The organism is Streptomyces sp. NBC_01275 (assembly GCF_026340655.1).
GTDB lineage: Bacteria > Actinomycetota > Actinomycetes > Streptomycetales > Streptomycetaceae > Streptomyces.
In genome coordinates this window covers 3,091,891-3,113,820 of record NZ_JAPEOZ010000001.1, presented here as the reverse complement: position 1 = coordinate 3,113,820, position 21,930 = coordinate 3,091,891, and the positions used below count along the sequence as shown (strand labels likewise).

Here is a 21,930-nt window from a genome sequence, read left to right as displayed (position 1 = left end):
GGGAGACCGCCCCTTGCTGCTTGGAGGGTGGGTGCCGGTGCCGAAGGGGGACTGGGGTGGAAAGACGCATTCATTGAAGGGAAGGGCGTGCCGCGTGGGCTATGAAGAGTTGGTGACCGAGGCCGTCAAGGCGCGTGTGGTGGAGGAATCGGGCAGGTGGTTGAAGGGTGGGCTGTCCACCGGGCGTTGTGATCGGGGGGCGGCTGAGGCCGCGGTCGGCGAGGTGTATCGGGCGCATGGCATGGCCGTTCCCCGGACGGTCGTGTGGATGGATTCGCCGCTCGGGGGCGCGCTGGCGAGTTGGGTGTTGTGGCGTGGGTGGGAGGAGCGGCTCGACGGGATTTCGCTCGCCGATGCCGATGCCGATGCCGATGCCGATGCCGATGCCGATGCCGGGCCGCCGATGTCCGTGGCACCGGCGTTTGCGACGCAGGCGGTTGAGCGGATCCGTGAGCAGGTTCAGGTTCAGGTTCGTGGGAGGCGGCGGGTGGCCGAGGTGTTCTACGACACCTCTGGTGCGCAGGCGCAGCTAGTCGAGGCTCTGGGGTCCCCTATGTTCGACCAGCTCGACTATCACTGGCTGCGGGATGTGCGCGGTGCCTACGAGCTGGAGCAGGAGATGAGCAGGGTTTTCGACTGGTCGACCAATCAGTCTCTCTCCCGCATTGCCACGTCGGTGTACGGGGAGCTGCTGGGTCGGCTCCGTGGTCCCGTTCCGGAGCGCATCGTGCCGCCCCGGCGGGACGGGGACGTCATCACGCCGCCACCGCCGCCGAGCCGGGAGCGGATCTATTTCTTCGAGGAGTTCGGCGGCTGGCTGGATTCCTGGAGCACGCCGAGAGAGCTGATCCGTTGGCGCTGCATGCTCGCCGCCGCCGGCCTGCCCGCGTCGTCGGCGCTGGAGGCTGTGCAGGAGGCCGTGTATCAGGTCGGCGGGTGGTGGTGGCCGTTGGAGGACGCCGTCGTTCTCACCGAGCGGCCCGTCGTCCTGCGGTACGAAGGTGATCAACGCGGGGCGGGACCGTTGCTGGTCACCTACGCGGACGGCTATCAGGTGGGGAGCGCGTAGCCGTCACGGCCGTAGCCCGGTCCGCCCATGTGGACGGGAGCGGTGCCGGCGGTGCACGGCGTGGCCTGTTTGTGGCCCTTGCGCGCGCATCGGTCACCAGCCCTCCGCGCCCTCGGCCAGGCGGTGGTGCCACCAGGGGGCGGTGGGCGGGACGCGGGGGTCGGGCAGGGTGCGGTGCAGGTAGCGGCGGTCCAGGGTCTTTATCGTGCGGGCCAGTTCGGCGCGGGGTCTGGGTGGGAGCAGGGGGAGGATCTCGTCCAGAACGTCTCGGGCGTGGCGGACGTCGTCGAAGGCGCAGCCGGGGCAGGCGGGGCACACGGCCGTGCGGGGGTAGAGGATGCGGCGGCCGGGGGTGGTCACGAACGCGTGGTAGCGGTGCAGCGCGCGCTCCGTCGAGCCGCGGAAAACGTGGAAACCGGCGTGCTCGTGTTCCACGCGGTGGATCGCGAGGCTGGTACGGGCGGAGAGGCCGGGGATGCGTTCCGGCTGGGGCTCCTCGCGGGTGCGGGTGCGGGTGCGAGAGGGGGAGCCGGGGGTCTGGCGAGCGCGCAGGGCGCCCGGGCGACTACGCGGCATCTGCCTTTCGGCAGGCCGTGGTGGTCATCGTCATCGTCACCGTCATCGTCATGCGCTCATCATGCCAGGCCGCATCAGACGACGGGGGCGGCACTCGGGTTCCATCCAAGTGCCGCCCCTGCCACGAGGGTTGGGTGGAGCCGTCCGTCAGATCGACACCGCCACCGCCGTGAACGTCGTCTCCGGGAGCTGTGGGCTCGTGAAGCGGGCGTTGACCAGGTAGAGGCGGTCGCCGTAGCGGGCAGCCGTGGTGGGGACGTCGAAGCGGGGGTCGGTGATCGTGCGGGTCAGGGTGGCGGTGGTCGCCGTGCGGTCGAGGGACCAGACGCTGATCAGGTTCAGGCGGTTCTGGACGACGTACAGGGTGCGGCCTATGCGGTAGAGGCCGTCGCCGTTCGCGACGTCGGTCGCGCCGACCAGCGTGATCTTCGTGGCGTACCCCGTCTTGAGGTCCACGTTGTACAGCTCGCCCGGGGTGCTCTTGACGACGATCAGGCCGCGGCCGTCCGGTGTGCCGACGACGCCGTTGGCGTTGATGACGTCGGGGAGCTGGACCCAGTCGCCGGTGAGGGGGAGGGCGCGGATCTCGCCGGTGCGGCCGCGCGGTGCGCCGTACAGGACGGCTTCGCGTGAGTCGGTGAACCAGGCGCGGTCGCCGAGCAGGGTGACGTCGTTGATGAAGTGGCCCGCTGCCTCAGTGAGTTGATGGGTCGTCAGCAGCTCGCCCGTGCGGGAGTCGATGACCCGGGCCACTCCGGTGCTGCCCGCCACGTACAGGAGGCCGTCGTGGTCCAGCTTCAGGCCGACCGCGATCTCGCCCGTGCCGCCCGCGTAGAGGACCTGGCCCTCTCCGGTGCGCAGGTCGGTGCGGTAGATGCCGCCGTTGGCGCGGGAGCCCTGGTAGGCGTACGGCTTGCTGCCGATGGCGATGCCCTCGGGCAGCCAGCCGTCGGGGAGGGGGTAGTCGGTGGGCCACTGCGCCTTCGTCGCGGCGCCGGCCGGAGTCGCCGTGACCGCCGTCAGGGTGAGTGCGGCCGCCGCTGCGCCGCCGAGGACGGTGCGGCGGGACGGACCGGGGGTGGGGCCGGGGGTGGGGGTGCGGGTCATGGTCGGTGCCTCCGGGAGTGGGGTCGGGCGGCGGACGCATTGCCTGGTGACGACGACTTCGTCGGCGAGCTTCGTGGGCGAGTAACGAGCCGGCGGCCGGTCGTGTTCCATTCCCCCGCTGTCAGGTTCCTTTCAATTCGATGGCCCTCCCGGCTCCGGCGCTCCCGGACGCGTGACCCCACGCGTCGTAGGCTGCGAGGCAGCAGCGGAGGGAGACCGGTCATGTCCGGCTGGAGCACGTACGACATCCCCGACCAGGGCGGCCGCACGGCGGTCGTCACCGGCGCCAACAGCGGCCTCGGCTACGTCACCGCCCGGGAGCTGGCCCGCAAGGGGGCCCGGGTGGTCCTCGCGTGTCGGAGCGAGGCGCGGGGGAGGGCTGCCGTCGAGCTGCTTCGCGATGAAGTGCCGGGTTCTGACGTCGAGTTGCGGGTTCTTGATCTCGGGGACCTCGCCTCCGTAAGGGAGTTCGCGGCCGGGCTGCCGTACGAGCGGGTCGATCTGCTCGTCAACAACGCGGGCGTGATGGCGATGCCGTACGGCACGACCGTCGACGGCTTCGAGACGCAGTTCGGGGTGAACCACCTCGGGCACTTCGCCCTCACCGGACTGCTGCTGCCCGCACTGCTCGCCACGCCCGGCGCCCGTGTCGTCACCGTTTCCAGCTTTGCGCACCTGCTCGGCAACATCGACATCCATGACCTCAACAGCGAGCGCAGGTACCGGCGTTGGACCGCCTACGGCCGCGCCAAGACCGCCAACCTGCTCTTCACGCACGAGTTCGCGCGCAGGCTGGAGGCGACCGGAGCCGACGTCGTGGCGGCGGCCGCGCACCCGGGGTACGCGGCGACCAACCTCCAGACGGCCGGGCCGCGCGCGGAGGGGCGCCGGGTCGCCGAGCGGCTGATGGAGCTCGGCAACCGGGTGATCGCCCAGCCCGCCGAGGCCGGTGCGCTGCCCGCCCTCTACGCGGCGACCGCGCCCGGGGTCCGGCCGGACTCCTTCACCGGGCCCTCCTTCGCGATGTGGCGCGGGGCGCCCGCACCCTCGCGGCGAGCGCCCTGGACCCTCGACGACCGGGCGTCCGCCGCGCTGTGGGCGGAGTCGGAACGGCTGACCGGGGTGTCGTACGAGGGCCTCAAGGGGGCGTAGCGGAGGGGCGGACGCCGGACGCGTTGGGCGCGCAGTACGTGCGCATGGATGCACAGTGCGTGCGCATGGATGCACAGTGCGTGCGCGTTGGCCCGTGCATCCATCCTCAGCGGGCCGCGTACCCGTCCGCGTGCCACCCCTCCGTATAGCCCTGCCCGTTCCCGTATGCCTGCCCGTTCCCGTGTCCCTGGCCGTCCCCGTATCCCTGGCCGTTCCCCTCTCGACGTTCCTGCCTCGGCGCGTACTCCTCCGCGTAGCGCTGGGCGAAGTCCTCCGGCATGGGCCTGGTGTCCAGGTAGAACCACTCGGCGGTGGGGCCGGGGGCCGCGGCGGTGGCGGCCGGGGCGGCCGGGCGGCGGGGCAGGGGGTCGGGGGGCGAGGGGTGGTCGGTCGTGGGTCCGGTCGTCGTCGGGTCGGCTGTCGTGGGCGGGCGTTTCGCCGGGCCCGGCATCAGGAGTTCCACCCGTAGGCCCTTGCCGCGCTGTTGGGCGGTGAACTCCTCCACCTGGCTGCGGCAGGCGTGGTCGAGGTGGGTCACGCCGGTGAGGTCCAGGCGGATCCGGGGTTTGCCGGACTCGGCGGCGGACTCCAGGGCCTCGATGAGCTGGGGCAGGCGCAGGAACGTCGCGTTCCCGGCCATGACCACCTTGGCGGTGTCCTCTTCGTCGTGCTGCTTGATGACCGTACGCGACATGCGCACCGCGACCAGCACGATGCCCGCGGCGAGGCCGATCAGGACGCCCTCCAGCAGGGCCGTCGCCACGATGACCAGCGTCGTGATCGTCATGACCGCGAACTCGCCCCGGTCCTGCCGCCACATCTTCGGGAACTCCTCGGGCGCGAAGAGCTTCCAGCCGCTGTGGACGAGCACGCCCGCCAGGACCGCGATCGGGATCAGGGCCAGCACCTGGGGGAGGAGGATGGCGAACGCCAGCAGCCACAGGCCGTGCAGCGTGCGGGAGAGGCGGGTCTTCGCGCCCGCCTGGACGTTCGCCGAACTGCGGGCCACGACCGCGGTGATGGGCAGCGCGCCCAGCAGGCCCGCGAGCGTGTTGCCGGCGCCCTGCGCGATCAGCTCCGGGTTGTAGCGGGTGCGCGCGCCGTCGTGCATACGGTCCACGGCGGCCGCGGTGAAGAGGGACTCCGCGGACGCGATCACGGTGAAGGTGAGGATCGCGGTGATGACGCCGACGTCCGCCAGGCCCGCGAACTGCTCCGGGCCGGGTATGTCGACGGAGGCCAGCAGGTTGCCCACCTGGAGGGTCTTCACGTCCACGCCGGGCAGCGCGGCGACCGCGATGCCGATGCCCACCGCGACCAGGGCCGCCGGGACCTTCTTGACCGGTCCGGGCGCCTTCTTCCACAGGAAGCTCAGCACGACCGTGACGACGCCGAGGCCGGCCGCGATCATCGCCTGCGGGTCGGCGACCGTGTCCGCGAGCAGAGCGGGGATCCCGGCCATGTTCTCCAGCGGGGTGCCGGGGGCCTTCGCGTCCATCGCCGGGTAGGCCTGGCTGAACATCAGCGGCAGGCCGATGCCCGCGAGCATGCCCTGGACGACGGCCAGGGAGATCGCCTGGAAGAAACGGCCCAGCTTCACCAGGCCGAGGACGATCTGCAGCAGACCCGAGAAGAGCACGATCACGCCGAGCATGGCGACGCCGTATTCGAGAACGGTCTCCGCGACCAGCGCGGCGAGACCGGCGGCCGGGCCGCTGACCTGGAGCGTGCTGCCGCGCGCCGCGCCCACCACCAGACCGCCGATGACGCCCGAGATGATGCCCAGCTCGGCGGAGACCCCCGAGGCGACGGCCACGCCGATGCACAGCGGGAGCGCGACCAGGAAGACGACGAGGGACGCGGTGATCTCGGTGGCCAGGTCGGCCTTCGGCGTCTTGCCGCTGGTCGCCTTGCCGACGGATGCCTTGCCGGTGGGCGCCTTGGTGGCGGGACCCCTGCCGGGTGGGGCGGCCTTCCCGGGCGGTGCGGCCTTCCTGGGCGGTGCGGCCTTCCCGGGCCGGGCGTCCCGCCCGGCGACGGCGCGGTGTTCGGCCGAGGCGTGCCATGCGTCGAAGGACTGCCCCTCGTCGGCGTAGTCCCAGCCGGCGGTGTGCGGGTCCAGCCCGCCGTCGGAGCGATCCGGCCCGAACGAGGCGGGGTTGCTCGACGGCCCGGCGGGCGGTGGACCGGCGGGCGTCCTCGGGATCGTGTGCCGGGCGTGTGCGCCGCTCATGCCGCGTGCACCCGGAACAGACCGTCGTTGTCGAGTTCGTGCACCTGGCCGGTGTCCACCTCGTAGTACCAGCCGTGCAGTCGCAGGCGTCCGGTGTCGAGACGCTGTCGCGCGGCCGGGTAACTCCGCAGTGCGGTCAGCTGGTTGACGACGTTCAGCTGGGAGACGTCCGGCATCGACGGGTCCAGGACGTCGCCGTCGAGGACGGGCGCCAGCCGGGGGCGGGCCAGTTGCAGCCAGGCGTCCACGCCGGGCAGGGCGGACAGGTCGTCGCCGGACTTGATGGCGCCCATCGCGCCGCAGTGGGAGTGACCGCACACGACGATGTCCTGAACGCCGAGCACCTCCAGTGCGTACTCGATGGTGGCGGCCTCGCCCGAGGCGCCCTGCCGGCCGTGCGGCGGAACGATATTGCCCGCGTTTCGCAGCTCGAATATCTCACCGGGCCGTGCGCCCGTGATCAGGGCGGGTATCACCCGCGAGTCCGAGCAGGTGATGAACAATGCCTCGGGATATTGGCCTTCGGCCAGCCGCCGATATTCCGTGCTTTCAAATTCGACCCGTCGCTTGAACGAGCGGGCGCGGTCCAGCAGTGCCTTCACGTTTCCTCCCAGGTCAAAGCCAGCAAGAGTCAGTAAGAGCTGGTCAGAGCTGGTCGTCGTGGGGGGCCGACCAGTTCCTCATCACCGTAGAGGAGCGTTTGCCAGGCGAAGGTTAGAGGAACGCTAAACCGCCGACAAAAATGGGACAGTTTTCGTCCGCGGCTGCTCCGGGAGACGATTCCGGGCTGAGCCGCTGCTCACATTGTCCGGATCGATGTTTACGTTCTATTGACCGTTCTTGTAGCGTGACGGATCCACGGAACAACGGAACAAGCGAATTCGGTTCATGGGAGAGACGGGAACGCATGGGCGTACGAGTCCTGCTCATCGAGGACGACCAGACGATCGCCGAACCGCTCGTCGAGGGTCTTGGCCACTTCGGACTGACGGTGCATCACGTCACCACCGGCAACGAGGGGTTGAGAGGGCCGTACGGCGATGTCGTGCTGCTCGACCTGGGGTTGCCCGACGTGGACGGCATCGACGTCTGCCGGGGCATCCGGCAGACCTCGGACGTGCCCATCATCATCCTCAGCGCACGGGGCGAGGAGGCCGACCGGGTGCTGGGCCTCGAACTGGGCGCCGACGACTACCTGGCGAAGCCGTTCAGCATGCGTGAGCTGGTTGCACGGGTGCGTGCGGTGACCCGGCGTACCCAACGAGGGCTCGTGGAGCGGGAGTTCGCCGGAACGGAGCCGACTTTCGCACCTACGGCCATGCCCTCGCCCTCGCCCTCGCCCATGTCCCCTCCCACGTCTCCTTTCATGTCCGCGCCTCCGGTGGCGACCCAGGGCGCCGTCGGGCCGCTCGTCGTCGACCGGCGGACCCGGCAGGTGTGGGTGGGGGAGGCGGCGGTCACGCTGACGCCCAAGGAGTTCGAGCTGCTGGCGCTGCTCACCGAGGATCCCGGCGCCGTCTACTCCCGGCAGCAGATCCTCGACCGGGTGTGGGACCCGCACTACGAGGGGCCGACGAAGACGCTGGACGTGCATGTCGCCACGCTGCGCCGGAAGTTGGGCAACCCGGCGTGGATCCAGACGCTGCGCGGAGTGGGCTTCCGGCTGGCGGTGCACGCACAGCCGCCGGCCACCCCGCCGACGTACGAGCCGCCGAGCCGGCAGTCCGCGTACGAGCCGCCGAGCCGGCAGCCGGCATACGAGCCACCGGTCCCGCAGCCGTCCTACGAGCCGTCGGCCTACGAACCTCCGCCCGCCCGCCCGCACCCGGGCGACCAGTACTCCTGGAACCAGTACCCGACGAACGCGAACCCCACGTACGCGAACCCCACGAACCCGCACCCCGCCCCCCATCGCCCCCACCACTCGGCGGCCTACCGATGACCCGCCGCCTGCTGCTCAGTTACCTCACGCTCGCCGCGCTCGTGCTGGTCTGCCTGGAGATCCCGCTGGGCTACGTCTACTCGCGCGGCGAGCGGGAGCGGGTGACCAACGCGGCGAAGGACGAGGCGGAGTCGGTGTCGGCGTTCGCCTCGCTGTCGATCTCGGCGGGCCGGGCGGCGCAGGATCTGCCCGAGCGGGCCGCTCACTGCGCCGAGCGCATCGGCGGCAAGGTGCTGATCGTGGACGGCTCGGGCGTCCTGCTCGCCACCTCGCACCCGCTGTCCGAGAGCGAGGGACGCGGCCTCGCCTCCAGTGCGGGCATCGCCGCCGCACTGCGCGGCACCGCCACGGCGGACGTGCGCACCTCCACCATCGGCGGGGTGCAGTACCTCGCGGTGGCCGTCCCGGTCCGGCACGGCGTCGAGGAACAGGGCGCCGTACGCATCACCGTGCCGACCCGGATGGTGCACGAACGGGTGCACCACGTCTGGCTGTTGCTGGCCCTGGGCGGCTTCGCGGCGCTCGCCGCGGTCGCCGTCGTGGGGTTCGCCATCGCCCGCTGGGCCGGCCGTCCGATCCGCGAACTGGAGCACGCTACACACGAGTTGGCCGTCGGCGGCTCCGTCACCCCGGTGGCGATCACCGAGGGGCCGCCGGAGGTGCGCAGCCTCGCCGCCGCCTTCAACCGCACCGCCGCCCGCCTGGAACACCTGCTGTCCTCCCAACGCGCCTTCGCCGGCGAGGCCTCGCACCAGCTGAAGACCCCCCTCGCGGCGCTGCGGCTACGGCTGGAGAACCTGGAGAACGACATCGCCCTGCACGCGAGGGGCTCGCTGACCGCCGCGCTGACCGAGACCGACCGGCTGGCCCGGATGGTCGAGGGGCTGCTCGCGATGGCCCGGCTCGACGAGAGCGCCGCCCGGCCGGAACGGATCGACCTGAGCCGGGTGTGCGCGGAACGCCACCGCGCCTGGACGCCGTTGTACGAGCAGCACGGCGTCTGGCTCGCGCTGGCCGGGGACTACACGGGCGAAGTGCTGGCGCTGCCGGGGGCGGTGGAGCAGATCATCGACAACCTGCTCTCCAACGCCCTGCGCGTCGCGCCGCCCGGCTCCACGGTCTCCGTCGACCCGCGCCGCCACACGCCCCACGAGCGCCGCTTCCCGCACCGCCCGACCGGTCCCGGCTGGGTCGAGCTGCACGTCATGGACGAGGGTCCCGGCATGACCGAGGAGCAGCGCCGCCGTGCCTTCGACCGCTTCTGGCGTGCGCCGAACGCCCCCAAGGGGGGTACGGGGTTGGGGCTCGCCCTGGTGCAGCGCCTCGCCCATGCGAGCGGCGGCGAGGCGATTCTGCGGCGGGCGCCGCGCGGCGGCCTCGACGCGGTGGTCCGGCTCCCGGCGGTGCCGGCCCGACCCGGTGCCGGCGTCCCCGTCCAGCGACCGGCGGAACGGCCGTTGCAGACCACGGCGCCGGGCGGTGTCTGACGAACCGCGCTATGCCAGGCCGGAATCGGCGGAAGTCAGCGGGAACGCAACGCCTCTTCGGAGGTGCCGAGCCGTCACACCGCCGTCCGCACCTCGTACGTCGCGATGCGCACCGTCTCGTCGTCCAGGCACCGCCCGTCCAGCAGGTCGAAGCGCTGCTTGAGCAGGGGCGAGGCGACGAACGGGCGGCCCTGGTGGGTGCCGGTCAGGCCGCGGGAGAGGACCGCCGCGCCGCCGAAGGGATCGCGGTTGTCGACGGCGTACAGCTCGCCCCCGCGGTCGCGGAAGAGGGCGACCTGGCGGCCGTCCGGCAGGAGCGCGGCCACGCCCCGGCCGGGGAGGAGCAGGCTCAGGTCGCAGACCGTGAACCATCCCTCGTCGAGCTGGAGTTGGACTTTGAGATCGGTGGTCTCGGGTGCCAGGGTCATCGCTGGGCGCTCCCTTCCAGAGCTTCCATGGGACGCGTGCCGATGGTCAGCAGCGGCAGGTCGGGCTTGATCTGGTCGCGCTCGGGGACGAAGCCGACGACCGGGTCGGGGGTGTCCGGCGCGTTGACGAACGACACGAACCGGGCGAGCTTCTCGGGGTCGTTGATGGTGGTCGCCCACTCGTCGCGGTAGTGGGACACGTGGTCCGTCATCAGGGACTCCAGCTCCTCGCAGATGCCGAGGGAGTCCTCCACGACCACGTCCCGTACGTGGTCCAGGCCGCCGGGGATCCGCTCCAGCCAGGTCGAGGTGCGCTCCAGGCGGTCGGCGGTGCGGATGTAGAACATCAGGAACCGGTCGATGAGGCGGACCAGTTCGGCGTCGGTGAGGTCCTGCGCGAGCAGGTCCGCGTGGCGCGGGGTCGCGCCGCCGTTGCCGCCGACGTAGAGGTTCCAGCCGTTGGAGGTGGCGATGATGCCGAAGTCCTTGGACTGGGCCTCGGCGCACTCGCGGGCGCAGCCGGAGACCGCCGACTTGAGCTTGTGGGGCGACCTGAGCCCCCGGTAGCGCAGCTCCAGGTCGATCGCCATGCGGACGGAGTCCTGGACGCCGTAGCGGCACCAGGTCTGGCCGACGCAGGACTTCACGGTGCGCAGGGACTTGCCGTAGGCGTGGCCGGACTCGAAGCCGGCGTCCACCAACCGCGCCCAGATCAGCGGGAGCTGCTCGACGCGTGCGCCGAACATGTCGATCCGCTGACCTCCGGTGATCTTCGTGTAGAGGCCGAAGTCGCGGGCGATCTCGCCGATCACGATGAGCCCCTCGGGGGTGATCTCACCGCCGGGGATGCGCGGGACGACCGAGTACGAGCCGTTCTTCTGGAGGTTGGCGAGGAAGTGGTCGTTGCTGTCCTGGAGGGCCGCCTGCTCGCCGTCCAGGACGTAGCCGCTCGCGCCGATCGTCGGGGCGAGGGAGGCGATGATCGAGCCGACCGCCGGCTTGCAGGTCTCGCAGCCGTCGCCGCCCCGGGCGCCCTCGCGACCGTAGCGGTCGAGGAGGTCCTGGTAGGTGTTGATGCGCAGGGCGAGGACGATCTCGTAGAGCTCCTCGCGGGTCTGGGAGAAGCAGCCGCACAGGCCCTTGTCGACCTCGACGCCGCTCGCCTCCAGCTCGGCGGTGACGAGCTGGCCGAGGACCTTGACGCAACTGCCGCAGCCGGTACCGGCCTTGGTGCACTTCTTCACCTCGGGCACGGTGGTGCAGGAGTGCTCGGTCACCGCGCCGCGGATCGTGCCCTTCGACACGTTGTGGCAGGAGCAGATGATCGCCTCGTCCGGCAGCGCGGACGGGCCGAGCTGGACGGCCTCTCCGGAACCGGCCGGCAGGACCAGCGACTCGGGGGCGACGGGCGGCACGGACCCGGTGAACGCGCGCAGGGTGCCGTACGCGTCCGCGTCGCCGACCAGGATGCCGCCCAGCAGGGTGCCGTCGCGGCCGATGACCAGCTTCTTGTACAGGCCCGAGCGGGCGTCGGAGTAGACGACGTCCAGGCAGTCCTCGGCGGCGCCGTGCGCGTCGCCGAAGGACGCCACGTCCACGCCGAGAAGCTTCAGCTTGGTGGACAGGTCCGCGCCGGTGAACGCCGACTCGTCCTGCGCGATGGTCGCGGCGACCGTCTCGGCCTGCTCGTAGCCGGGGGCCACCAGGCCGTACACCCGGCCGTCGGCGGCCAGCGCGCACTCGCCGATCGCGAACACATGCGGGTCGGCGACGCTGCGGCACTGCTCGTCGACGGCGATGCCGCCGCGCTCGCCGACCGTCAGTCCGCTCTCGCGGGCCAGCTGGTCGCGGGGGCGGACGCCGGCGCTGAACACCACCAGGTCGGTGGCGAGTTCGGAGCCGTCGGAGAGCTTCATCCCGGTGACCGCGCCGGACTCGTCGACCACGATCTCCTGCGTGCCCACGCCCGTGTGGACGGACAGGCCCATGTCCTCGATGGTGCGCAGCAGCGCGGCGCCACCGCCCTCGTCGACCTGGACGGGCATCAGGCGGGGCGCGAACTCCACGATGTGGGAGGTGAGTCCGAGACCCTTCAGCGCACCGGCCGCCTCGAGGCCGAGCAGACCGCCGCCGACCACCGCACCCGTCGTCCTCGTCCTGGCGTACTCCTCGATCGCGAGGAGGTCCTCGATCGTGCGGTAGACGAAGCAGCCGGCCGCGTCCTTGTTCGGGACGGGCGGCACGAACGGGTAGGAGCCGGTGGCCAGGACGAGGACGTCGTAGTCGACGCTCAGCCCGGAGCGGGCGGTCACCCGCCGCGCGGACCGGTCGATCGTCACCGCCGGGTCGCCGACGTGCAGTTCGATGCCGTGCTCGGCGATGAACGCCATGTCGGTCATCGACAGGTCCTCGGGCGTCCGGCCCGAGAAGTACGAGGTGAGCTGCACGCGGTCGTACGCGGGACGCGGCTCCTCGCACAGCACGACCACGCGGTGCGCGGCGGTCAGGCCGCGCTCGGCGAGCGCTTCGAGGAAGCGCTGGCCGACCATGCCGTGGCCGACGAGCACGATTGTGGGGCGGGGGCGGTCCCCAACAAGTGCGGTCGTGGACATCAGGAGCCTCCATCGTTGGGGAGCAGGTGGAGCGGGTGGAGCAGCGGGGGCGGACTCGAGGTCATGTCCAGGAGTGCGAGGTCATGTCCAGGAGCGTGCGACGCCGGTGTTACCCGACCGCATCACGACTGTTTCCCGCGAGGAACGCTGCCCTCAGCGAGGGCGGGGGGCGGGTGTGAGGGTTCGCCGAACGGGTTCCCACCTCAGAAGATCCTCAGGTGCGTGGCTCGTGCACACACCGGGGCCGTAGGGTCGCGGTCATGCCCGACATACCCCTGACCACGGTCGCCGTCCTCTGCGTCGCCGCCCTCGCGGCCGGCTGGATCGACGCGGTGGTGGGCGGCGGCGGCCTGCTGCTGCTGCCGGTGCTGCTGCTCGGGCTGCCCGCCGGGACCCCGGTCGCCACCGTGCTCGGCACCAACAAGGCGGTCGCGATCGTCGGCACCTCGGGCGCGGCGGTGACCTATGCGCGCCGGGCGCCCGTGGACGTTCGGCTCGCGGTGCGGATCGGGCTGGCGGCGCTGGCCGGGTCGTCGGGCGGGGCCTTCTTCGCCGCGGGGATGAGCACCGAGGTGCTCAAGCCGGTGATCATGGTGGTGCTGCTGGGCGTGGCCGCCTTCGTGATCCTGCGCCCCGCCTTCGGCGCCGCCCCCGCCACCGGCCCGGCCACCCGCCGCCAGGTCCTCGCGGCGATCGGCCTCGCGGGCCTCGGAATCGGTTTCTACGACGGTCTCGTCGGCCCCGGCACCGGGACCTTCCTGGTCCTCGCCCTCACCGCCCTCCTCCACCTCGACCTGGTCACCGCCTCGGCCACCGCCAAGATCGTCAACTGCTGCACCAACGCCGGCGCGCTGGCCACCTTCGCCTGGCAGGGCACGGTGCTGTGGCAGCTGGCGGCCCTGATGGCCGTCTTCAACCTCGCGGGCGGCACGCTCGGCGCGCACACGGCGCTCAAGCAGGGAAGCGGTTTCGTCCGCGTCGTCCTGCTGACGGTGGTGTTCGCGCTGGTGGGGAACCTGGCGTACGAGCAGTGGCTGGCGTAGTGCTCACGTCCGGGCAGGGGCCACTCGACCCGGTCACGCACGAGATGCCGACCGACTTCGATGCCCATTTGCGGCCGAGGTATTCCGGGATCGATTGCTCCAGGACGCCATTCGTCAGCTTCCCCCGGCCCTGGGGACGGACCTCGAGCAGGTCCTTCTGCACACCCTGAAAGCGCGGAGACTGCATGACAAGCGCGATGCAAAGATCCTCGTCGTCAGTGCCGCGTTGATTCCACTGGCTTTCTGGGCGGCCAGTCAGGGCATGTTCGCCGGAACCGTGGTGATCGTGGTGACGTTAATCTCCAGCTGCCTTCCGATTGTTTTCCGTGATTTACGGGAAGTGCGGAACGTCCTGGTTGAGATGTCCAAACCGGATGGGGGCTGGAAGCTTAAGCAGGGGCCTGACTTCAAGAGGGTGAAAGGCCGTCTCGACCTCATTTCTTCGACTCAGTTCGGTGCGGCCTCGTCCCCTTTCTGCAACGTGTCCATTCATGACGGGTTCGAACCGTTCGGCGAATATGGGAGCAAGGTCTCCGGGTGGTCCCTGGTCGTTCCGCTGCGCCCACAGTCCCAAATGTCTCTCGCGGTTCCGGCGAACCCGTTTGTTCCGGTGAACCCGTTTCAGGAATTCACTCCGTGGGAGCTCTCCTGTCACCTCAAGGGAAGTCTGAAAGATCTCTCGGGCCGTTCGGCAGAAGATGTCGGCTCTGACCGTGACTCCCATGGCGGAGGTGATGGGGCTGTTTCAGCGTGGGGTGCGGGGGAAACGGTTCTCGTTGAAGACCGAGTCTTTGTCAACGGAAACCTGGCCCGGGGCGTCGGGCAGCTCTGGGACCACAGAAGTGGCGACAGAAGCACTGGTCCGGCCTCCAGCGGGTGCAATCATCCGGTTCAGCATTGGAGCGATTTGCAGGGAGTCGCCGATCGTCCCGGTCCGGCGGCGCGCCACTACCTTGGCGTTTATGTCTCATCCTGGGGCGGAGAGCTGGTCACCAGTACTTTTCTGCATTTCGCAGTCGAGCACAAGACGCTGTACATCGACTGCCAGCGAGTCGTCATGCCGCCTGTCGCGGAAAGGTATCGCGTTCTCGACCGGATGGGCAGGCGCCCTTCGAGTGACGCCCGTCTGTGGGGAATCACGCTCCTCAAGACACCCTTACGCATCGTCTTGGCTCCCGCCTTGATCGTGGGGAGAAGAGTGTCCGATCTGGCTCACCGACTGGACAGGAAAAGACTGGAAAGGCAAGCCGAGTCCGGTTCCGGAGTGGACTTTTCCGTCGGCCTCAATATTCGCAAATGGATCGGTGAGGGCGTCTACCGGAGCCACTTCCAGAAAATTGACTCCGACCGGCATCTGAAAGCGATTGAGCGTCACGTTCTCGCCGAAATCGTCGAGTTTCTCGATGATAAAGGCATGGATGTCTCGGATTTCAAGTCCCAGCAGACCGTCATCTTGAACCAGGGAATCATTCACACCGGAGGGACCAGCAACGCAGACAACGTAGTGATCGACGGGAGATCCCAATTCTACGGGTTCGCGTCTCCGTCCAAGGAAAAATAATCGAGAAGAGGGAAGAGATGAACCAATCGATTAATTTGGGTGTTCAGGTGTCGGGCGGACACTTCAACGCCGACCAGGTTCACACCCAGAATGAGGTCACGATTATTGACAATTCGCTGCGGTCTTCGGATTCCGAGGTGCTCGCGGATCTTCGTGATTTCGCCGACCGTGCTCGAGCGGAGGCGGCCGTCGGCGGGCCCGTGGCTGAAGAGGACGTAGCGGAATTGTCGAGGGTCCTGGAACCCGCGTCGCAGAGAGGCCCGGCGAGTATCGACCGGGGTCGGCTGAAGACAGTGGTGGAGAAGCTTGTGCAAGCGGCTCCGGCCCTGGGTGCGCTCGGCCAGGCGGCGACATCCTGGCTCGGCCAGTAGCGCCGGGCCGCCGGTCTCCAGCGGCGCGGCCGACCGGCTCAGCGGCTGCCGGTCAGGTGCGCGAACACGACCACGTTCCCCTGGTATCCGGTCGCCTTGGAGTAGCCGCCGCCGCAGGTGATCACCCGTAGCTCGGGCCGCCGCGCCGCCCCGTACACCTTCTCGTCGGGGAAGTCGTGTGCCTGGTAGACCTCGACGGCGTCGACCGTGAACAGGGCGACGCTTCCGTCGCGCCGGTCGACCTCGATCGGGGCGCCCTTGCGCACGGCGCCGAGGCTGTAGAAGACGGCGGGGCCGTCGGCGTTGTCGACGTGACCGGCGACGATCGCGGTGCCGCTCTCGCCGGGGGTGGTGCCGGCCTCGTACCAGCCGGCGAGGTTCTTCCGTGCGGCGGGCGGCACGTCGAGGCTGCCGCCGGGGGTCAGGCCCAGGCCCGTGAGGGGGGCGTCGACCCGGATGCCGGGGATGCGGATGCGGTCGGGCGGGGAGGGCGGCAGGGCCGGGGCGGCGCCTCCGCCCCCGGCCGGGTCGGTGTCGGCGTCGGCGTCGGCCGAGCGGGCCTGAGCCGCGGACGGCTGCGGCGGGGGGTGCGACTCGGCGCCGCTGTGCAGCAGCCACGCGCCCGCGCACAGGGCGACCGCCGTGGCGACCGCTATGGCGCTGTTACCGGCGTTACGAGTGTTTCCGGTGCTTCCGACGCTTCCGACGCGGCGCATTCTCAGAAACCCCTCTCCCGCGTTTCCCGCATGGCAGAAACCCCTCTCCGTGAACGAGGGCCCCGAGCCCCCCTCCGGGCCGCGAGGGGCGTCGGGCCCGGAGGGGGAGGGGACATGCGGTACCGGCGGACGGACAGCGGAGGGTGTCCGTCAGATCCCGTCGCCTCTCGCCCGGCGATGCAGGAGCCAGGTACCGCCCGCGGCGGCGACGGCGAGAGCCGCCACACCGGCCGCGGTCTGTACGGGGTCGGGGCCCAGTGCGCCGCCGACCCCCGTCTTCACACTTCCGCGCGGATGCACCGGCTGCCGGTCCGAGGCCAGCGTGACCACCAGGTCCCCGCTGATCCGCCGGCCGCCCGCGGCGCACTCCGCGACGATCTCGTACGTCCCCTGCTGTGCGCTCGGCGGCACCCGGAACTGGCCGATCGCCTCGCCCCGGTGCGTGCTGGGCGCGAGCGTGAAGCGCCCGGCGCCCACCGCGCCGGCGTCGCCCGCCGCCGTGCCGTCGTCCCCGCACGCCGCCGTGTTCACCGTGACCTGCCCGCCCGGCGCGGCGCTGGAGGGGTACACCTCCAGCCGCCCGGCACTGGCGCCGGTACCCGTGCCGACGCCGTACGCCGGTGCGGCGAGCGCGCCCGCGGCGACGACGGCGAGCGAGGCGCCGGTCAGTAGGCGGGCGGTACGTCGCATCTGTCCTGCTCCTTCGCGCTCTTCGGGTCGCGTCCCTGGCCTTCGCTTCCCGGCCTTCGCGTCCCTGCCCTTCCGAGGTAAGTCGCAGAGCGGCGAGCGCGCTTCCTGAGCGAGCGTCAGGAATGGGATGAATGGGTGTCAGATGCCGGGCCGGAGGACGGCCGGGACGGTTGTTTCGGCAGGTCATCGCCGTGCTCGGGACGCCGTGCGGAAAAGCGCGCGCAGGGGGTGTGAACGGGTGACCGTCACCGCCGGGCGAGCCAGTCCCCGCCCTCGAGGAGCTTCCCGCGGGCCCGCAGCCGGGCGGCGACGGCGGGCGCGGCCACGTACACCCAGGCGCGTACGGCGGTGCGTACGGCGATGCGGTCGGCCCCGAGGACGACGACCTCCCGTTCGACGCGCTCGTACAGGTTGCGCGGGTCGCCCGGCGTGTACTCCTCGAGCCGGTCGAGCTCGGCCAGCAGCCGGTCGTAGGCCTCCGGTCGCGCGGTGACCAGCTCGCCTGCCACGGTCCCGCCCGTCTCGGGTCCGCTCGCCACGGTCCCGCCCGTCACGGTCCCGCCCGTCTCGGGTCCGCTCGCCGTGACCCCGCTCGTCATGACTCCGCCGGGTTCCTCCACCGCGTACGGATAGCCGGGGCCGTCGTACAGCACCGCGCCGGGTAGGCGGGCCGGGTGTTCGTGGAGGGTGCGGTCGCGCAGGAATCGGTCGTGGTTGACCTCGCCCGGGCGCAGGGTGCCGTAGACGAAGAAGGGGAGGTGGGGGAGGTGCGGAGTGGTCGGGCTGCTCACGGAAACGATTCTCTCCCCTCACGGCACCGGCACGTAGCGCTATGGACACGACATGTCATGCCCACTTAAATCTCAGGACGACCTCAGCGCCACCCCCACGTCACTCCACGCGCCCCACAGCGCCCTCTCGAGGAGACCGAGCAGACTGATGAGTCGGATACGGCAGCACGTCCGAGGTTCCCGTCTCGCCACCGCAGGCATCGCCGTCACCACGGCCACCCTGCTGGCCGCCGTACTCTCCCCGGTCGCCGACGCGGCCGACAGACCGACCCGGGCCACCGCGCTCGGCAACGCGGCGGCGGCCCTCGCCGACCATGCCGCGGCCCTGGGCCTGACCGCCCCGCAGGGCACCGCGGTCCGGGACGTCGTCATCGACAAGGACGGCGCCCAGCACGTCCGCTACGACCGCACCTACCGTCAACTCCCGGTCCTGGGAGGTGACTTCGTCGTCCATCTGGCCGCCGACGGCGCGTACCGCAGTGCGAACCGTGCGACGAGGAGCACGATCTCCCTCTCCAGCATCACCCCGTCCCTCTCCGCCCCGAAGGCCGCCGACGCCGCCGTGAACGCCCTGCGCGCGGCCAACCTCGGCGAGCCGCTGAAGCAGGTGAAGGCCAAGCCGCAGCTGGTCGTCGACGCCCTGCACGGCACGCCGAAGCTGGCCTGGCGGACCAACGCCGTGGGCCTGGACTCGCTCGGCAACCCGGTCGCCCGCACGGTGCTGACCGACGCCCGCAGCGGCGCCCAGATCGACGCCTGGGACGCCATCGAGACGGCCACCGGAGACGGCAGTTCGCTGTACGGCGGCACGGTCCCGCTGGAGACGACCCTCTCGGGAACGACGTACCAGCTCAAGGATCCGACGCGCGGGAACACGTACACCGGTGACGCGGCCAACAAGACCGACCTGTGCATCTTCGGCATCTGCATCAGCCGCGCCCCCGCGACCCTGTTCACGGACACCGACAACCACTGGGGGACGGGGACGACTTCGGACCGTTCCACGGCCGCGGTGGACGCGCAGTACGGCACCGACGTGACCTGGGACTACTACAAGAACGTGCACGGCCGCAACGGCATCGCGGGCGACGGCAAGGGCGCCTACAACCGCGTCCACTACGGCAACAGCTACAACAACGCCTTCTGGGACGACAGCTGCTTCTGCATGACGTACGGCGACGGCGACGGCACCCAGCTCGGCCCGCTGGTCGGCCTGGACGTGGCCGGCCACGAGATGTCCCACGGCGTGACCTCGACCACGGCCGACCTGACCTACTCCGGCGAGTCCGGCGGCCTGAACGAGGCCACGTCCGACATCTTCGGATCGCTCGTGGAGTTCTACGCGGGCAACTCCAACGACGTCGGCGACTACCTGATCGGCGAGAAGATCGTCCGCTCCGGCTTCGGCCGGGACGCCCTGCGCTACATGGACAAGCCGAGCAAGGACGGCAACTCCGCGGACTACTGGAGCAGTTCGGTCGGCAACCTCGACGTCCACTACTCCTCGGGCGTCGCCAACCACTTCGCCTACCTCCTGGCGGAGGGCAGCGGCACGAAGACCGTCAACGGCGTCACCTACAACTCCCCGACGTACAACGGCTCGACGGTGACGGGCATCGGCCGGGACAAGCTCGGCGCGATCTGGTACCGCGCCCTGACCGTCTACATGACCTCCTCCACCAACTACGCGGCGGCCAGGACGGCGACCCTGAACGCGGCCCGCGACCTCTACGGCGCCGGCAGCACCGAGTACAACGCGGTGGCGGCGGCCTGGAGCGCGGTCAACGTGAACTGACCGTTCGCCGCCGTCCGTTCCGGCGAGCGACGCGGCCGCCCGGGCTCCGGAGCCCGGGCGGCCGCCCCCGGCCACCCCGCGGACGAATGTTCGGGACCCGCCCCGCGATCACCGGTTAGGCTCCCCCCGCGCGCATCCCGCGCGAACAGTGGGAACCGGGGGTAACAGGGGACATGGCAGAGGAAGTCGGCGTATCGGAGAAGAGCCCGAACGCGTGGGGGCAGGCCGTCATGGCGGTGGTGCTGGTCGGGGCGCTCGCGGGCGGGCTGTGGGTCATCCAGAAGAACTCCGCCGAGGGCGCGAGCGCGGCCGCCGACGAGCCGGCCTCCTGCTCGAACGACAAAGACGCCAAGCCGTCGGCGAAGCGCATATCCGGAGCTCAGCTCTGCAAGGCGCTCAACCGCACGGACCTGTCGTGGCTCCTCGGCACGCCCCGGGAGAAGGCGCAGACCGCCCACGGCAGCGAGAGCTCGGTCAAGCTGGCCGGTGGCACCGAGATCGCCACCCCCGAGGCGACCGTCACCTTCGAGACGTACTCCGTGAAGCTCTCCCGCTCCTACGACGGTTTCCCGGTCGCCGACATGGCCGATCTGCTGGGCGGCACCGCGCAGAAGAAGACGATCGCCGGCCACCCGGCGGTCCTCTACTCGGACCGGACCATCGCCCTCAGCTTCGACCTCGGCGGCAGCGGCAAGGCCAGCACCGGCCCCGGCGGCATCGCCCGCAGCCTGATCGTCGCCCCGGACGCCAAGGACGGCGGCGGCTCCTACGAACTCGCCATCTGGCGCCAGGACGACGTGGTCCCCGACGACGCGGCGCTGCTGAGCGTGGCGGAGCGGGTGCTGCCGACGATTCCGGGGTGGACGACCGGCTGACCGGGGCCACAATGCCCCCGTGGACGAAGAGACCGCACATGACCAGGCCGACCTGATCCCCCTCCTGCTCCAGCACCTCCACACCCCGCTGACGGGGACGTCGTACCTGCGCGGAGTCCTGCCCGCGCCGGGTGGAGCGGACGCCGTGCGGGTCGCCGTAGGGCCCGAAACCGCCGTATCGACACGGGAGTTGACGCTCTACGAGGTTCCGCTTCTCGTCGGGGACGACGCCGTGACCGCGTACGACGTCATCGGGGTGCTGCGCACTCTGTGCGCGCAGGGCGAACGGCCGGCGGCGGTCGGGTCGGTGTGGGGGATGCCGATCGTCGCGGTGGACCCGGCGGTCGTGCCGCGGGCCGCCGAGAGCGCCGCCGACCGGGGACTGCGGCTGCTGCGGACGCTGGCCGGGCCGTCGTACGACGAGACGTACGAGGATCCCCTGCTGTGCGGTTTCCTCTTCCGGGACCAGGAGCGGGTGCGGCTGTACTACCGGGTCGAGGGGCTGGCGGGCGTGACCGCCGCCGACGTCCGGACGACCGGCGCGCTCACCGCGCTGATCGCGGCGCTGCCCTCGCTGCTGCGGGGCGAGGGGGAGCGGATGGCGGCGGACGACCGTGATCCGCACTGCGCGCGGGTGCTGGAGCTGACGTACTGGTGAGCGGGTGTGGTGGTGAGGGTGCGGGGCGTGGGACGGTCCGGGACGTCCGGTCAGGGGTGGGTGGGGGCCAGGTGCTTGAAGTAGGCGATGAGGCCGGTGAGGCCTAGTTCGAACGCCTGGTCCGCGCGGTCGCCGCTCTCGGGAGCCGCGGCCAGCGCCGTGGACAGCCGAGGGGTGTCGGCGGAGTCGACCGTGTCCCACATCGTCGCCGGTGCGGCGAGGTCGAGGGCCGAGCCGAGGATGAAGTTCTCGAGGGTGTTGAGCGCGGTCAGTCCGGCGTGTCCGGTGAAGCCGGCGCGCTCCATCAGCCCGAGCGCCCTCTCGTACATCGTCACCGCGTCGACCGCCCGTACCGTCTCCGTGGCGAGCAGCGGGATGGCGCGGGGGTGCGCGGCGAACGCGGAGCGGTAGGAGCGGGCCCAGGCCGCGAGGGCCTCCTCCCATACCGGCAGGTCGAGCGCGGTGGTGTCGACGGCCTGTCCCACCCGGACGCGTATCAGCTCGATGACTCCGGTGCGGCCCTCCACGTGGTGGTAGAGGGAGGAGGGCTGTACGCCCAACTGCCGTGCCAGCTCCGGCATCGTGAAGTCGCCGCGCTTGTCGACGAGCGCGAGCGCGGCGGCGGCGATGCGGTCCTGGTCCAGGATCGGGGATCTCGGTCGGGCCATCTGCGGGCGACGCCTCCGTCGGGTTTAACCCGTTCGTTACCGGAACCGGGCTTCCGTATGTGGATGTGGACGCCTACTTTACCTAAACCGAATCGGTTTCGGTTTACCGGGTCGGTGTCCCGCTTGTCCCGCCCTCGGCATCCCGCCCGAGCCTCC

Annotated in this window: 19 protein-coding genes and 1 pseudogene; 10 read left to right on the top strand and 10 right to left on the bottom strand. The window is 70.8% G+C overall.

Features of this window, described 5'->3' with window-relative positions; genetic code table 11:
• Positions 1–94 precede the first annotated feature (94 nt).
• Complete coding sequence (locus tag OG562_RS13625) at positions 95–1,069, top strand: DUF6745 domain-containing protein (RefSeq protein ID WP_266397087.1); 975 nt, start codon at positions 95–97, stop codon at positions 1,067–1,069.
• Positions 1,070–1,162: 93 nt separating this feature from the next.
• Here OG562_RS13625 and OG562_RS13620 read toward each other — a convergent pair whose 3' ends face one another.
• Entirely contained in the window at positions 1,163–1,645 is a 483-nt protein-coding gene (locus tag OG562_RS13620) for a hypothetical protein (RefSeq protein WP_266397085.1), read from the bottom strand.
• A gap of 147 nt (positions 1,646–1,792) precedes the next feature.
• Positions 1,793–2,752: an SMP-30/gluconolactonase/LRE family protein gene (locus OG562_RS13615; protein WP_266397082.1), complete on the bottom strand. Its 960-nt coding sequence runs from the start codon at positions 2,750–2,752 to the stop codon at positions 1,793–1,795.
• A 222-nt stretch (positions 2,753–2,974) separates the two neighbouring features.
• Here OG562_RS13615 and OG562_RS13610 point away from each other — a divergent pair, with 222 nt between their 5' ends.
• Positions 2,975–3,904 carry an oxidoreductase gene (locus OG562_RS13610; RefSeq protein WP_266397079.1) on the top strand — a complete coding sequence of 310 codons (930 nt, stop codon included), beginning with the start codon at positions 2,975–2,977 and terminating at the stop codon, positions 3,902–3,904.
• Between the two features lie 106 nt (positions 3,905–4,010).
• On the opposite strand, the gene OG562_RS13605 is transcribed toward OG562_RS13610, so the two are convergent.
• Together OG562_RS13605 and OG562_RS13600 are read right to left on the bottom strand one after the other, a co-directional pair.
• Positions 4,011–6,137, bottom strand: coding sequence for a SulP family inorganic anion transporter (locus OG562_RS13605; protein WP_266397077.1), 2,127 nt, complete (start codon positions 6,135–6,137; stop codon positions 4,011–4,013).
• Positions 6,134–6,739, bottom strand: a complete 606-nt coding sequence (locus tag OG562_RS13600) for a carbonic anhydrase (protein ID WP_266397075.1) — start codon at positions 6,737–6,739, stop codon at positions 6,134–6,136. Before OG562_RS13600 ends, OG562_RS13605 begins: the two co-directional genes overlap by 4 nt.
• A 305-nt stretch (positions 6,740–7,044) precedes the next feature.
• Between OG562_RS13600 and OG562_RS13595 the strand changes: the two are divergent.
• Together OG562_RS13595 and OG562_RS13590 are read left to right on the top strand one after the other, a co-directional pair.
• Positions 7,045–7,809, top strand: a pseudogene (locus OG562_RS13595) (response regulator transcription factor); the annotation flags it as partial.
• A 266-nt stretch (positions 7,810–8,075) separates the two neighbouring features.
• A complete protein-coding gene (locus tag OG562_RS13590; RefSeq protein WP_266397073.1) occupies positions 8,076–9,566 on the top strand; it encodes a HAMP domain-containing sensor histidine kinase in 1,491 nt (496 codons plus the stop codon).
• A gap of 74 nt (positions 9,567–9,640) precedes the next feature.
• On the opposite strand, the gene nirD is transcribed toward OG562_RS13590, so the two are convergent.
• Entirely contained in the window at positions 9,641–9,994 is a 354-nt protein-coding gene (gene nirD, locus OG562_RS13585; protein ID WP_266397071.1) for a nitrite reductase small subunit NirD, read from the bottom strand.
• Complete coding sequence (gene nirB / locus OG562_RS13580) at positions 9,991–12,606, bottom strand: nitrite reductase large subunit NirB (protein ID WP_266397069.1); 2,616 nt, start codon at positions 12,604–12,606, stop codon at positions 9,991–9,993. The genes nirD and nirB overlap by 4 nt, the downstream gene beginning before the upstream one ends.
• 260 nt (positions 12,607–12,866) lie before the next feature.
• On the opposite strand from nirB, the gene OG562_RS13575 reads away from it, so the two are divergent.
• The 3 genes from OG562_RS13575 to OG562_RS13565 all read left to right on the top strand — a co-directional run bounded on the left by OG562_RS13575 (position 12,867) and on the right by OG562_RS13565 (position 15,581).
• Complete coding sequence (locus OG562_RS13575) at positions 12,867–13,649, top strand: TSUP family transporter (protein WP_266397067.1); 783 nt, start codon at positions 12,867–12,869, stop codon at positions 13,647–13,649.
• 94 nt (positions 13,650–13,743) lie between these two features.
• A complete protein-coding gene (locus OG562_RS13570; RefSeq protein ID WP_266397065.1) occupies positions 13,744–15,210 on the top strand; it encodes a hypothetical protein in 1,467 nt (488 codons plus the stop codon).
• 17 nt (positions 15,211–15,227) lie between these two features.
• Positions 15,228–15,581 (top strand): hypothetical protein, encoded by a 354-nt coding sequence (locus OG562_RS13565; RefSeq protein WP_266397062.1) that lies wholly within the window; start codon positions 15,228–15,230, stop codon positions 15,579–15,581.
• A gap of 38 nt (positions 15,582–15,619) precedes the next feature.
• On the opposite strand, the gene OG562_RS13560 is transcribed toward OG562_RS13565, so the two are convergent.
• From OG562_RS13560 to OG562_RS13550, 3 genes are all read right to left on the bottom strand, one after another.
• The gene (locus tag OG562_RS13560; RefSeq protein ID WP_266397060.1) at positions 15,620–16,297 is read right to left on the bottom strand and encodes a class F sortase; all 678 of its coding nucleotides are present in this window, start codon (positions 16,295–16,297) and stop codon (positions 15,620–15,622) included.
• Positions 16,298–16,447: 150 nt separating this feature from the next.
• Positions 16,448–16,987 (bottom strand): hypothetical protein, encoded by a 540-nt coding sequence (locus OG562_RS13555; protein ID WP_266397057.1) that lies wholly within the window; start codon positions 16,985–16,987, stop codon positions 16,448–16,450.
• A 245-nt stretch (positions 16,988–17,232) separates the two neighbouring features.
• On the bottom strand, positions 17,233–17,778 hold the full coding sequence (locus tag OG562_RS13550) for a gamma-glutamylcyclotransferase family protein (RefSeq protein WP_266397054.1): 546 nt from the start codon (positions 17,776–17,778) through the stop codon (positions 17,233–17,235).
• A gap of 148 nt (positions 17,779–17,926) precedes the next feature.
• Here OG562_RS13550 and OG562_RS13545 point away from each other — a divergent pair, with 148 nt between their 5' ends.
• The 3 genes from OG562_RS13545 (at position 17,927) to OG562_RS13535 (ending at position 21,106) form a co-directional block, all read left to right on the top strand.
• On the top strand, positions 17,927–19,573 hold the full coding sequence (locus tag OG562_RS13545) for a M4 family metallopeptidase (protein WP_266397051.1): 1,647 nt from the start codon (positions 17,927–17,929) through the stop codon (positions 19,571–19,573).
• Positions 19,574–19,746: 173 nt separating this feature from the next.
• On the top strand, positions 19,747–20,448 hold the full coding sequence (locus tag OG562_RS13540) for a DUF6215 domain-containing protein (protein ID WP_266397049.1): 702 nt from the start codon (positions 19,747–19,749) through the stop codon (positions 20,446–20,448).
• Between the two features lie 19 nt (positions 20,449–20,467).
• Positions 20,468–21,106, top strand: a complete 639-nt coding sequence (locus OG562_RS13535; protein ID WP_266397047.1) for a hypothetical protein — start codon at positions 20,468–20,470, stop codon at positions 21,104–21,106.
• A 50-nt stretch (positions 21,107–21,156) separates the two neighbouring features.
• Here the strand turns inward: OG562_RS13535 and OG562_RS13530 are convergent, their stop codons facing one another.
• Positions 21,157–21,774, bottom strand: a complete 618-nt coding sequence (locus tag OG562_RS13530; RefSeq protein ID WP_266397045.1) for a TetR/AcrR family transcriptional regulator C-terminal domain-containing protein — start codon at positions 21,772–21,774, stop codon at positions 21,157–21,159.
• Between the last annotated feature and the right edge of the window lie 156 nt (positions 21,775–21,930).